At 42.7% G+C, this 12,376-nt stretch carries 12 protein-coding genes and 1 riboswitch; of the genes, 8 read left to right on the top strand and 4 right to left on the bottom strand.

Going from position 1 to position 12,376, the window contains the following annotated elements:
* Positions 1 to 29: 29 nt before the first annotated feature.
* Positions 30 to 539 carry a hypothetical protein gene (locus ACFGVR_RS17435; protein ID WP_448698636.1) on the bottom strand — a complete coding sequence of 170 codons (510 nt, stop codon included), beginning with the start codon at positions 537 to 539 and terminating at the stop codon, positions 30 to 32.
* A 365-nt stretch (positions 540 to 904) separates the two neighbouring features.
* Here ACFGVR_RS17435 and ACFGVR_RS17430 point away from each other — a divergent pair, with 365 nt between their 5' ends.
* Complete coding sequence (locus tag ACFGVR_RS17430) at positions 905 to 1,267, top strand: response regulator transcription factor (protein WP_448698635.1); 363 nt, start codon at positions 905 to 907, stop codon at positions 1,265 to 1,267.
* Here ACFGVR_RS17430 and ACFGVR_RS17425 read toward each other — a convergent pair.
* The 3 genes from ACFGVR_RS17425 to mqnE form a co-directional block, all read right to left on the bottom strand.
* Positions 1,264 to 2,007 (bottom strand): menaquinone biosynthetic enzyme MqnA/MqnD family protein, encoded by a 744-nt coding sequence (locus ACFGVR_RS17425; RefSeq protein WP_448698634.1) that lies wholly within the window; start codon positions 2,005 to 2,007, stop codon positions 1,264 to 1,266. The genes ACFGVR_RS17430 and ACFGVR_RS17425 overlap by 4 nt on opposite strands.
* A complete protein-coding gene (locus ACFGVR_RS17420) occupies positions 2,004 to 2,633 on the bottom strand; it encodes a histidine phosphatase family protein (RefSeq protein WP_448698633.1) in 630 nt (209 codons plus the stop codon). Before ACFGVR_RS17420 ends, ACFGVR_RS17425 begins: the two co-directional genes overlap by 4 nt.
* A gap of 80 nt (positions 2,634 to 2,713) precedes the next feature.
* Complete coding sequence (gene mqnE, locus ACFGVR_RS17415; protein ID WP_448698632.1) at positions 2,714 to 3,907, bottom strand: aminofutalosine synthase MqnE; 1,194 nt, start codon at positions 3,905 to 3,907, stop codon at positions 2,714 to 2,716.
* 162 nt (positions 3,908 to 4,069) lie between these two features.
* Between mqnE and ACFGVR_RS17410 the strand changes: the two genes are divergently transcribed.
* The 7 genes from ACFGVR_RS17410 (at position 4,070) to ACFGVR_RS17380 (ending at position 12,350) form a co-directional block, all read left to right on the top strand.
* The gene (locus ACFGVR_RS17410) at positions 4,070 to 5,191 is read left to right on the top strand and encodes a trans-sulfuration enzyme family protein (protein ID WP_448698631.1); all 1,122 of its coding nucleotides are present in this window, start codon (positions 4,070 to 4,072) and stop codon (positions 5,189 to 5,191) included.
* 100 nt (positions 5,192 to 5,291) lie between these two features.
* Positions 5,292 to 5,403: riboswitch (SAM riboswitch) on the top strand.
* A 250-nt stretch (positions 5,404 to 5,653) separates the two neighbouring features.
* A complete protein-coding gene (locus ACFGVR_RS17405) occupies positions 5,654 to 6,979 on the top strand; it encodes an O-acetylhomoserine aminocarboxypropyltransferase/cysteine synthase family protein (RefSeq protein ID WP_448698630.1) in 1,326 nt (441 codons plus the stop codon).
* Between the two features lie 48 nt (positions 6,980 to 7,027).
* Complete coding sequence (locus ACFGVR_RS17400) at positions 7,028 to 8,080, top strand: homoserine O-acetyltransferase family protein (RefSeq protein WP_448698629.1); 1,053 nt, start codon at positions 7,028 to 7,030, stop codon at positions 8,078 to 8,080.
* 6 nt (positions 8,081 to 8,086) lie between these two features.
* Positions 8,087 to 9,295: a homoserine dehydrogenase gene (locus ACFGVR_RS17395; RefSeq protein ID WP_448698627.1), complete on the top strand. Its 1,209-nt coding sequence runs from the start codon at positions 8,087 to 8,089 to the stop codon at positions 9,293 to 9,295.
* A gap of 150 nt (positions 9,296 to 9,445) precedes the next feature.
* Positions 9,446 to 10,621: a glycosyltransferase family 87 protein gene (locus tag ACFGVR_RS17390; protein ID WP_448698625.1), complete on the top strand. Its 1,176-nt coding sequence runs from the start codon at positions 9,446 to 9,448 to the stop codon at positions 10,619 to 10,621.
* Positions 10,618 to 11,559 carry a glycosyltransferase family 2 protein gene (locus tag ACFGVR_RS17385; RefSeq protein WP_448698624.1) on the top strand — a complete coding sequence of 314 codons (942 nt, stop codon included), beginning with the start codon at positions 10,618 to 10,620 and terminating at the stop codon, positions 11,557 to 11,559. The genes ACFGVR_RS17390 and ACFGVR_RS17385 overlap by 4 nt, the downstream gene beginning before the upstream one ends.
* Positions 11,559 to 12,350: a polysaccharide deacetylase family protein gene (locus ACFGVR_RS17380; RefSeq protein WP_448698623.1), complete on the top strand. Its 792-nt coding sequence runs from the start codon at positions 11,559 to 11,561 to the stop codon at positions 12,348 to 12,350. The genes ACFGVR_RS17385 and ACFGVR_RS17380 overlap by 1 nt, the downstream gene beginning before the upstream one ends.
* Positions 12,351 to 12,376 lie beyond the last annotated feature (26 nt).

Here is a 12,376-nt window from a genome sequence, read left to right as displayed (position 1 = left end):
TGATTATATATTGAGATGTTGTTGACTGATTATTTTACTTGTTTGAAGAAATAAACATTAGCATCAGCAGTCACTCTCACCAATATTTCTTCTTTAGCGTTTTTTAGATCGACAAAGTAAACTACTGCGTCATTTTTAAAGCTTGAACCTGCGTAAATGTCGGCAGACTCTCTTTCTTGTTTCGGCTCTAACTGGATAACTTCGCCTACGGTGTAATCTTTGTAGTTTGTTGCAATGTCTTTTTGAGCTTCGGCAGGAACTTTTTTGTAATCAACAGCTTGTGTTAATCCTAAAAAATCACCGGCTAAATTGTAGAAAGCTGTTACTTTTTTACCTTCTAAAACAAACTCTGCTTTCTGGCAGTTACCATCAACTTTCCAAACAACGTTTGCCGCGTCTTTATAGTCGATGCTGAATTGGTTTAATGCAGTGTATGTAGCTGCACTTGAATTGGTGTTATCAGCTTTTTTGCCACCGTCGGCAAATACACCAAATGATAAACCTGATACTAATATGGCTGTGATAAATACTTTTTTCATGATCTTGTTTTTTTAATGCGTAAATGTTAATTACACAACAAAGGTGAGATTTAATTATAATATTATCAACATTGTTTGAATTTTTATGACAATTTAATAACAAAACAAGATTTTTGTTAAAACTATCAATTAAGTCAGCTTTACAGGCTGCCATTTTGAAAAAATGGCAACAACATAAAACGCGGCATAGCAATTGACAACCAATTATTGATTATAAGGTTATTAGTCCCCCCTGAAAAAATTAAAATCTTTGCTGAGTTTGGTTACAAAGGCATTAGGTGACGGAGACCGGTAAACTTTTATCTGTCATATTTAAACACTGGTATAAAGTTATTTACACTTTATGCTTGTTAATTAATTAGCCCATGTCCAAAAAAATACTTGCAGTTGATGATGACCTTTTTATACTGGATGCGTTAACTGAGCTCCTTAAATATTCGGGGTACGATGTAGAATCTACACCCAATGGAGAAGAAGTGTTCAAAAAAATAGACGAGTATGCACCAGATTTGATACTATTGGATGTAATGCTGGCCGGTTTAGACGGCAGGGAAATCTGCAAAAAAATAAAAACCAATGATAAAACCAAAAATATCCCCGTTATTATGGTTTCGGCCACTCCTGCCGTAAATCATACAGTGAAAGATTTCGGCGCAAATGATTTTGTTGCGAAACCTTTTGATATTTTCCAATTAATCAATAAAATTGAGCAGCAGTTAGCTTCTTAAAGTGTTTTGATGTAGCTTAGAAACAGGTTCATAGCTTGCCTCTTCTCTTCGGTTACCATAAAATCTATCTTGTGCATCAGGTAATCTTCCAGATCAAAGTTGTCTACTTTTGGCAACACTTTAAATAACTCGCTGCGGTTATCCAGGCCCAATTTTAAGGCTTTGTTAAACTCGGCAATAAAGGCCGGGTCAATTGGCTTGTTAGCTATCCAGCCGGCGAAAATAAAAGGCAAGCCGGTAAAGTTTTGCCACTCTTCGGCCAGGTCATATACATATTTATACTGATCCTTTTTACCAAAAGTGCGATCGCCAATTTGTACAAAGGCTGTACTTTCGTCGGTTGAGTGCGAATAATCAGCAGCGTTAACCACTAATTCGGGATTTAATTTCCAATAGTTTTTGAGCAGTACCCTGGCCAGGTTATTTGATGAGCGCGACTGCGGATCCAGCTGCAGGCATTTAACATCCTTTATATCACAGTTACTGAAGATAAAAACCGAGTTAACTGCTCCTACGGCGCCGATACAATAATCGGATACGATGTTCCATTGCGGGATATTTAAAACAGCGGCAACGGGTATCAGGCCAATATCAGCCCTGTCGTCGATCAGTTTTTGAGCGCAATCAGATGGTGTATCCAGGCTCAGGTCAATTTTATCGAGTATATCAGCGTGCTGCAGGCCGTATATAAAAGGTTTGGTGTTGGTGTAACTTACGGCAGATATTCTAATTTTTTTCACAGATCGGTAGCAATATGTTTTAGATGGTCGGAATTATTAAAACTGGCGATCTCAAACTTTTCGCCGTCATAATTCACTTTGTAGAGTACAACGTTCTGGTGCGGAAAATCATCCATTTGAGTTAGAGGCACATTAGTTAAAAGACATAAGAACAGGCGCATAGCGCGGCCGTGCATGGCGATAAGTACCGTTTTTTCTTCGGGATGGCTCATGATCACGCTGAGCGCTTCCTTTTGTCTTGCCTGTACTTCGTTGGGGCTTTCGCCGCCGTCAAATTTTTCATCCAGGCGGCCTTCGAGCCAATCGCGCATGATGGTTAAAAACGCTGCCCGGTTTTCGGGAGTGCTGGCTTCACCTTCGTGTATGCCCCAGGCCAATTCATCCAAACCAGCCAATTTTTCGAAAGGTATACCCAGATCAATAAACTTTTGCACGGTTTGTTGTGTGCGTTTTAATTCGGATACGTAGATCTTGTCAAAAGCAATATCGCGGTAAGCTTTAAAAAAAGCGGCTGCCTGTAAACGGCCCGTATCATTAAGATCGGCATCAATACCGCGGCCTTGTATAATTCCTTTTTTATTCAGTTCGGTTTGCCCGTGGCGGATGATATAGAGTGTTTTTATCATTTAATATTGTTGTGTGTTGTGAGTTACGAGTTTCGGGTTGTTGAACATATCCTCACAACTCAAAACCCGCAACACGCAACTCAATTTATTACCGGTAATTTATAAAACTGAGGTTTTACCTCTTCCGGAAATTCATAATCGTTGTAGTCGGTCATCACATTATATAAGGTATCCCGTTCAATGGGATAACGGCCAACCTGTTTGATCAGTTCGACCAGTTGTTTGGTGCTCATAGCCGGGTGTTGTTCTTCGGCGCCGGCCATTGAATAGATCTTGGTGGTGTCATCCAGGGTACCGTCGATATCATCAACGCCAAAATTTAGCGAAAGCTGTGCAGTGGTACGGCTGATCATGGCCCAATAGGCTTTGATATGATCAAAGTTATCCAGGTAGATACGTGATATCGCATAATTACGCAGATCTTCTACCACGGTAGACTCGGGCACGTTTGACATCTGATTATCCCCATTGCGGAACTTTAACGGAATAAAAGTTTGGAAACCACCTGTTTTATCCTGTAAAGTACGCAGCTTATCCATATGGTCAACCCTGTGCCAGTATTGCTCAATGTGGCCATAAAGCATGGTTGCGTTACTGCGCATGCCTAATTTATGCCACTCTTCGTGGATGGCCAGCCATTGCTCACCGGTACATTTATCTTTGGCTATCTGCTCGCGAATTTCAGGGTGAAAAATTTCGGCGCCGCCACCCGGGATAGATTCCAGACCGGAGTCTTTCATCAGTTTCATGCCGGTGGCATAATCTATCTTCGCCTTCTTAAAAATATAATGATATTCAACCGGGGTTAACGCTTTTACGTGCAAGTCCGGGCGGTGTTGTTTTATTTTAGTGAACAGCGTACTATAAAACTCAACATCGTACTGCGGTAATACCCCGCCTACAATGTGTACCTCGGTTACAGGCTCGTTATCGTATTTTTTTACGATGTCGAGCATTTCGTCCATGGTATACTCCCACCCTTGTGAGCGTTCTTTGATCAGGCGCGAATACGAGCAAAACTTGCAATCGTAAACACAAAGGTTAGTAGGCTCGATATGAAAATTACGGTTGAAGTAGGTTTTATTGCCATGGCGCTTTTCGCGGATGTAGTTGGCCAAGGCGCCTAAGTAGGATAGTTCGGCCTTTTCGTAAAGTAAAACGCATTCATCAAAAGTGATGCGTTCGTTTTGGTAAACTTTTTCGGCTATGCTTTTAAGTTCAGGAGATAAACGTGGATTGTTTAAGAGTACAGTTAAAGCTTGCTCGGCGTCCATAGATTATAAACTTTGGTTACAAAAGTACAATAATGAGGGTAATTACATCATCATTTTGGTGTAACAAACAATAGTTATGGTTTATTTAGAAACTATCTATTAAAGCTATTAATTTGCAAATCCGATTCAATCCGTATTTTTACGGCTCAACACTCTTACCTTATGAAAATAGAAACCATAGCTATCCATGCCGGAAACCTTGCTAACGATCCGTCGGGTGCGGTAATACAACCTATTACCATGGCTACAACCTTTAAACGCGGCGAAGATGGCGGTTTCCCCGGGGGCTATATCTACAGCCGCAGCAGTAACCCAAACCGTACCGCCCTGGAAAACGTATTGGCTAAGTTAGAGGGCGGCGTTGCAGCCGCAGCATTTTCATCGGGCAACGCGGCAGGCATGAGTGTTTTTCAAAGCTTAAAACCGGGCAGTCACATCATCGCTCCTGATGATATGTACCACGGTTTGCGCAATCAGCTTAAAAATTTGTTTGCCGATATTTTGGAGTTTGATTTTATTGATGTGAATGATGAAGCGGTGCTTAAAAAACATATCAAACCCAACACCAGGCTCATTTGGCTCGAAACACCATCCAACCCGTTATTAAAGGTAACAGATATTAAAATGGTGATCGGTATCGCGAAAGCAAACAATGTTAAAGTAGTTTGTGATAATACCTTTGCAACCCCCATTTGCCAGCAGCCTTTGGCTTTGGGCGCCGACCTGGTTATGCACTCGACCACCAAATACTTTGGTGGGCATAGCGACCTGATGGGCGGCGCTTTAATTGCGGCCAAGGATGATGAATGGTGGCAAAAAATCAAACAGGTGCATGAGTACGGCGGCGCTGTGCCCTCGCCGCACGATTGCTATATGCTGGTGCGCAGTATTAAAACCTTACCTTACCGCATGAAGGGCCATGTGAGCAATGCCGCGAAGCTGGCCGAATTTTTAGAGAAGCATCCCAAAGTTGAAAGTGTGATGTATCCTGGCCTGGCATCGCACCCGCAACACCAGATCGCTAAAAGCCAGATGTTAAGCTTTGGCGGTATGCTGTCGTTTACGGTAAAAGATGGTGAAGATGCCGCCCGCAAGATAGTGAACAGCCTGAAAGTATTTACACAAGCCACCAGTTTGGGGGGGGTTGAAAGCCTCATTGAGCATCGGGCCAGTGTTGAAGGACCGGATACCAAAACGCCTAAAAACCTGCTGCGGGTATCGGTTGGTTTGGAAAATATCGACGATTTGATTGAAGATATCAACTTAGCTTTCAGCAAGTTATAAAATATTACAAAATTATGTTTTGCATAACGCCTTGCTAAAGTATATATTTGAAACATAATTTGGTAAAAATACCAAGGTCAATACCCCTCAAAAAGGTTTTGATTTATAAAGAAGTGGCGAGAGATCAGGCTCATTAACCCACTGGCAACCCTCCAAATAGGAGAAGGTGCCAAATCCTGGCCCGGTGAATGGATCACCGGGGAATATAAGTTAAATAACCATGAAAACGTTGTTTCAATTTTTAGATCCCTTTAATTCACGGAACACTTTCCGTAACAAATTTGCATTTACGCCCATTCCCGCCGGTTGTATTTGTATGTGTTGTTGCTGTTGTTAAAACGCTATTAACTCAACTTATTCAGTTTTTTTACTGAAATGTAATTTGTGTAAAACGTCGGGGCTAAACGCCCGGATGCTATTCTCTAATCAGAATACAATTAAAACTCTAAAAACCATAAATCTATGTCAACAACAAATTTCAAATTCGAAACATTACAGTTACATGCCGGCCAGGAAGCCGATCCAACCACCGGTTCACGCGCAGTACCTTTGTATCAAACCACATCGTACGTATTTAAAAATGCCGAACACGGCGCAAACCTGTTTGCCTTAAAAGAGTTTGGTAATATTTACAGCCGCATTATGAACCCTACTACCGATGTGTTTGAAAAACGCATTGCTGCTTTAGAGGGTGGTGTAGCGGCGCTGGCAACAGCCTCGGGCCAGGCAGCACAATTTTTGGCCCTAAATAACATTTTGCAGGCCGGCGATAACTTTGTAACCGCGCCATATTTATACGGGGGTACTTACAACCAGTTTAAAGTAGCCTTTAAGCGCCTGGGTATTGATGTGCGTTTTGCCAAAGATGATACGGCAGAAAGCTTTGAGGCCTTAATTGACGATAACACCAAGGCACTTTATTTAGAAAGCATTGGTAACCCGGGTTTTAATATTGCTGATTTTGACCAGATATCGGCTTTAGCCACTAAATACAACCTGCCGGTTATTGTAGATAACACTTTTGGTGCGGCCGGTTATTTATTCCGCCCGTTAGAGCATGGCGCCCACGTGGTGGTTGAATCGGCCACGAAATGGATAGGCGGACATGGCACCAGCATTGGTGGTGTTATTGTTGACGGCGGTACCTACAACTGGGGCAATGGAAAATACCCTCAATTTACCGAGCCTGCCGAAGGTTACCATGGCCTGGTATTTTCGGATGTGTTTGGTATTGGCGGCCCGTTTGGTAATATCCAATACATTATCCGCGCCCGTGTAGAGGGTTTGCGTGATTTTGGACCATCACAATCGCCATTTAACTCGTTCCTGTTTATCCAGGGTATTGAAACCTTATCGCTGCGTGTACAACGCCATGTGGATAACGCGCTCGAACTGGCTAAATGGTTAGAAAATCATCCGCAGGTTGCCAAAGTTAATTACCCGGGTCTGGAATCATCGCCACAGCATAAACTGGCAAAAAAATATTTAAAAAATGGCTTTGGCGCCGTATTAACCTTTGAGGTTAAGGGCGATAAAGAAAATGCAGGCAAATTTATTGATAGCCTGCAGCTGATAAGCCATTTAGCCAATGTTGGCGACGCCAAAACACTGATCATTCAGCCATCGGCAACTACGCACCAGCAATTATCGGACGAAGAGCAATTATCGGCCGGGGTAACGCCAAACCAGTTGCGTATTGCTGTTGGTATTGAACATATTGATGATATTAAAGCCGATTTGGCAAACGCGTTCGCAAAAATTAAACAGCAAACGCCCGAATTAGTATAATAAATAAAACAACCCTCTCCGGCCTGTACGGAGAGGGTTTACAGAATAATGAGCACAGAAACATTTAAGTATTCAAAAAACTTTACGCTCGAATCGGGTAAGCAATTGCACGGGCTCGAGATTGGGTACCATACCTTTGGTAAATTAAATAAACACCGCAATAATGTGATCTGGGTGTGTCATGCCTTAACGGCGAACTCGGACGTGTTAGACTGGTGGGCCGGCCTTTTTGGCGATAACAATTTATTTAACCCTGCCGACCATTACATTGTATGTGCCAATGTGCTGGGATCGCCTTACGGCACAACAAACCCTTTGAATACTGACGAAACAACCGGTCAGCCTTATTACCTGTCGTTCCCGATGGTCACGATACGTGATATGGTAAAAGCGCACCAGTTACTGGCCGATCATTTAGGCATCGACCAGATCAATGTGCTGATTGGCGGTTCTTTAGGCGGGCAGCAGGCTTTGGAATGGGCCATCATCGACCCCGCCAAAATAAACAACCTGATCCTTATCGCTACCAATGCCAAGCATTCGCCATGGGGCATTGCCTTTAACGAGTCGCAGCGCCTGGCCATTAGTGCCGACCGTACCTTTTATGCCAACACACCCGATGGCGGCAGCAAAGGTTTGAAAGCGGCACGCAGTATTGCCCTGCTCTCCTATCGCGGGTACGCAACTTACGATACTACGCAACAACACGATGAGCACGAAAAACTTGAAAATTACAAAGCGGCATCGTACCAAAACTACCAGGGCGAAAAACTGGTAAAACGTTTTAACGCCTATAGCTACTGGTATTTAAGTAAAACCATGGACTCGCATAATGTGGGTCGTAACCGCAATGGTGTTGAAAAAGCATTGAGCCTGGTTAAAGCGAAAACATTGGTAATAGGTATTAAATCGGATATTTTATTCCCGTTAGAAGAACAGCAATACCTGGCAAAACATATCACGAACGCCTCCTTTTCGGAGTTCGAATCGATTTACGGGCACGATAGTTTTTTAATAGAAACCGAAACGCTTACCCGCATTATCGGTACGTTTTTAGGTTCGGATATTAATGGAAAAGTAATCAAGCTGCAAACAGCATAATATATAATGAGTAAAAAGTTAAAAATAGGACTATTTGGTTTTGGCGTAGTTGGACAAGGGTTACACGATATCATCATCACCAAACAACTAAACCTCGAAATAGTTAAAATTGCCATCAAAGATTCGCACAAGCAACGTACCCTACCTGCCGAATTATTCACTACCGACCGAGACACCATACTGGACAACCCCGACATTAACACCATTGTTGAACTGACCAACGATGCTGTAGCTGCCTTCGAGATCGTTAAAAAGGCATTGAGCACGGGTAAAAACGTGGTATCGGCCAACAAAAAAATGATAGCTGATAATCTGGAAGAACTGATAGCACTGCAGCATAAATACGGTACTTCGTTACTGTATGAAGGCTCGGTATGCGGCAGTATCCCGATCATCCGCAACCTGGAAGAATATTATGATAATGAATTGCTGCACTCTATCAGCGGGATATTCAATGGTTCATCAAACTATATCCTCACCAAAGTATGCAGCGAAGGGATGGACTATGCCACCGCATTAAAGCAAGCGCAGGATCTGGGTTTTGCTGAAACCGACCCTACCCTGGATGTTGGAGGCTTTGATGCGAAGTACAAATTGGTTATCGCAGCATCGCACGCTTATGGTGTGGTGGTAAAGCCAGAAGAAGTATTGAACATTGGGATACAAAATTTAGCTGCTGCCGATATACAGTATGCCCGCGAAAAGCGTTTGAAAATAAAGCTGGTACCTGTAGCCAAAGAGCTCGACGACAGACACGTAGCCATGTTTGTGTTACCCAAATTTGTTAACGATACCGAGTTTTTATACAATGTAGAGAACGAATATAACGGTGTGGTTGTACAGGCAGCTTTCGCCGATCAGCAGTTCTTTTTTGGTAAAGGTGCGGGCGGCCACCCAACAGGTTCGGCAGTACTGTCGGACATTGCGGCTTTACGTTACGATTACCAGTACGAATACAAAAAAGCGCATAAGAAAATGGATCTGAAGTTTACCAACGACATTGAGATCAATGTGTATCTGCGTTATAATGACGAAAGCTTAATTGAAGCTTTAAAATTTGAACATATCCACGAGCGCTTTTATTCGGATACCTTCCATTTTGTAACCGGAAAGATCAAATTGAACAATCTGATCGAAAACCAGTTACGTATATCACAGGACAAGGCTTTTATTGCCTTTGCCGGTCAAATAAAAGATGTGAATTTGATTGCGTGATCAATAAAAGAGAAACAGAGTTTTTTATTGTAGATTTCTCTGACAAAAGTGCCCCGGTTTATCGGGGCATTTTTGCGTTTAAGCGTCTGCACACTGTATTTTCAATAATTTTCCTACTTTTGTAACTATAAACTTACACCCCAATATCTCTTGATAGCATCCATCAAAAAGCTTTTTACAAATCAAACCTTTGTGTTGGTGCTTTTTTTTGGTCTGAGCCTGTTCTTCGCGTTAAAGCAGGATCTGTTGCATGTTTACAACAATTACAAGATCTATAAATACACTTTTTATGATCTTATCCACCAGCAAAACCTGTTTTTACAATACCCCCAGTATTTTGAAGATAAGAATCATTACGGGCCTGTTTTCGCGGTAGTGATAGCTCCTTTTTATTTTTTGCCGGATAGTATTGCAGTGATGTTATGGAGCCTGTTCAACACGTTTATGTTGTACAAGGCAGTTACCATGCTGCCCATCGGCAATAAAAAACAAATTGCCATACTGCTGATCTGTGTAAATGAATTGGTAACGGCATCGCTAAGCGTACAGGTTAACCCTTTTATCACCAGTTTGATCATCCTGAGCTATGTATTTATCCGTAATGAGAAGGATTTTTGGGCGGCCCTGGTAATAGCCCTGGGCACGTTTATCAAATTGTACGGTATTGTGGGGCTGGCCTTCTTCTTTTTTTCGCAAAACAAATTAAAGTTTACCTTAAGCATGGTGTTTTGGTTTGTGGTGTTGTTTTGTTTACCGATGCTGTTTTCGTCGCCGCATTTTGTGGTGCAGTGTTACAAAGACTGGTACCACAGCTTATCCGACAAGGATATCCAAAACAGCGGATCGACCATGCAGGATATTTCGGTTAAAGGTATGGCAAGGCGCATTTTTGATGTGCCCAACCTGTCGAATATCTGGTTTTTGATACCGGGTGTTGTGCTGTTCTTTTCATCATATCTTAAAATCAAAAATTACAAATACACAGGGTTTCAGTTATTGATACTGGCTTCAACCTTAATATTCCCCATCATTTTCAGCAGCAGCTCCGAGTCTCCAACCTATATTATCGCTTTTGCCGGAGTAGCTATATGGTACGTAAACGCGCCGCGGCCGGTAAGTGGCTGGGATATATTTTTATTGGTTTTTGCGCTGATATTAACAAGCTTTTCGCCTACCGACCTGTTTCCGCATTATTTGAGCGATCATTACACCAAGCGTTATGCCTTAAAAGCTTTACCTTGCGTGGTGATATGGCTCAAAATAGTTTATGAAACCCTCACGCGGAAGTTTGATGAAGAACCAACCGATTCATTAGTACGATCATGAAAAAGAAGATATCGGTAGTTATACCCTCGTTTAATGAAGAAGGGAACATTGAGCACCTGGCAAACCGCTTGCTGGCTGCTATACAGGCGCTCGGCAATTACGATTACGAGATCATTTTTATTGACGACGGCAGCTCGGACGGTACACTGGATAAGCTGAAATACCTCACTACGATTGACAGCCGTATATTTTATCTGGAGCTTTCGCGGAATTTCGGCCATCAGAATGCTTTAAAAGCGGGTTATGATTTTGCTACCGGCGATTGTATCATCAGCATGGATGGCGATATGCAGCACCCGCCCGAAATGATCGGCCAGTTTGTTGAAAAATGGGAAGAAGGCTTTGATGTGGTTTACTCCTGCCGCGAATATACCGACGATGCTACCATACTGAAAACCAAAACGAGCGACATTTTTTATAAGATGATCAACTCGCTATCAGACACCAAGCTCGAGAAAGGCACGGCTGATTTCAGGCTGATAGACCGCAAGGTGGCCAATGTGTTAGTGCAACTGAACGAGAACGGTTTGTTTATGCGCGGGCTCATCAAATGGCTTGGGTTTAAGCAATATGCTATCCATTATACTGCCGATGCGCGTTTTTCGGGCAAGAGCAAATACACCATCAGGAAGATGGTACGCTTCGCGGTTGAAGGTATTACTGCCTTTAGCGTTCGCCCGTTAAACATTGCCATTGGCATTGGTGCGTTCTTTTCGTTCGCTTCGTTGTTATATATACCCTATATTTTGTACAGCTACTTTTTTCGCCCGCAATATGAAGCGGCGGGCTGGGCATCATTATTGGCTACTGTGGTGTTTTTTGGTGGAATGAACTTAATGGTATTAGGTATCATTGGGCTTTATTTGGGTAAAATGTTTATGCAAAGCAAACAGCGCCCTAACTACATCATCCGGTCTACAAACATGGATATTAAATAATGGTACTGTTAAGTTTTGATATCGAAGAGTTTGATATGCCGTTTGAGTACGGCAAAGAAATATCGTTTGAAGACCAGTTAAGTATTTCAACCGAGGGTACGTTGAAGATACTGGCTATCCTGAAAAAGCATAAGGTTAAGGCCACTTTTTACTGCACGGCCAATTACGCGCAGCATAAGCCGGAAGTTATTCTACAGCTCATTAACGAAGGGCATGAAGTAGCTTCGCATGGGTTTTACCATTCGGATTTTAAGGTTGAGCACCTCAAACAATCCAAAGATGCATTAGAAAAACTAACCGGGCACCCGGTAAAAGGTTACCGCATGGCGCGGATGATGCCGGTTGATGAAAAAGAGATCTATAACGCAGGCTATCAATATAATTCGTCCATCAACCCTACTTATTTGCCGGGCAGGTATAACAACTTCGGCAAACCGCGCACCTGGTTTTACCAGGATGGGGTATTGCAGTTGCCCTCGTCGGTATCGCCGGTTGTGCGTTTTCCGTTGTTCTGGTTATCGTTCCATAACCTGCCGATGGGTTTGCTGAAATGGTTATGTAAAAGCACCCATCATAAAGATGGTTACCTTAACCTGTACTTCCACCCCTGGGAGTTTACCGATCTGAAACAACCTGAGCGCTTCGGTTTTCCGGGTTATGTAGCTAAAAATACCGGTGTTGATTTTGAGAAGCGTCTGGACGATTTTATCGGTTGGGTGCAGAAGCAAGGGTATGCTTTTGGCAGGACGGATGAGTTTGCGGAGAAGTGCATCGCAGCCCCTAAAGGGTAGTAATAATAGACGTCGATTTAAACTAA

The sequence above is a fragment of the Mucilaginibacter aureus genome, from assembly GCF_053514885.1.
This window is presented reverse-complemented; position numbering and strand designations above follow the sequence as displayed.

What these genes read in the sequence shown, in the direction of transcription:
- ACFGVR_RS17435 (WP_448698636.1), bottom strand. Translation starts at nt 539, where the DNA reads ATGAAAAAAGTATTTATCACAGCCATATTAGTATCAGGTTTATCATTT.
- ACFGVR_RS17430 (WP_448698635.1), top strand. Translation starts at nt 905, where the DNA reads ATGTCCAAAAAAATACTTGCAGTTGATGATGACCTTTTTATACTGGAT.
- ACFGVR_RS17420 (WP_448698633.1), bottom strand. Translation starts at nt 2,633, where the DNA reads ATGATAAAAACACTCTATATCATCCGCCACGGGCAAACCGAACTGAAT.
- mqnE (WP_448698632.1), bottom strand. Translation starts at nt 3,907, where the DNA reads ATGGACGCCGAGCAAGCTTTAACTGTACTCTTAAACAATCCACGTTTA.
- ACFGVR_RS17410 (WP_448698631.1), top strand. Translation starts at nt 4,070, where the DNA reads ATGAAAATAGAAACCATAGCTATCCATGCCGGAAACCTTGCTAACGAT.
- ACFGVR_RS17405 (WP_448698630.1), top strand. Translation starts at nt 5,654, where the DNA reads ATGTCAACAACAAATTTCAAATTCGAAACATTACAGTTACATGCCGGC.
- ACFGVR_RS17400 (WP_448698629.1), top strand. Translation starts at nt 7,028, where the DNA reads ATGAGCACAGAAACATTTAAGTATTCAAAAAACTTTACGCTCGAATCG.
- ACFGVR_RS17395 (WP_448698627.1), top strand. Translation starts at nt 8,087, where the DNA reads ATGAGTAAAAAGTTAAAAATAGGACTATTTGGTTTTGGCGTAGTTGGA.
- ACFGVR_RS17385 (WP_448698624.1), top strand. Translation starts at nt 10,618, where the DNA reads ATGAAAAAGAAGATATCGGTAGTTATACCCTCGTTTAATGAAGAAGGG.
- ACFGVR_RS17380 (WP_448698623.1), top strand. Translation starts at nt 11,559, where the DNA reads ATGGTACTGTTAAGTTTTGATATCGAAGAGTTTGATATGCCGTTTGAG.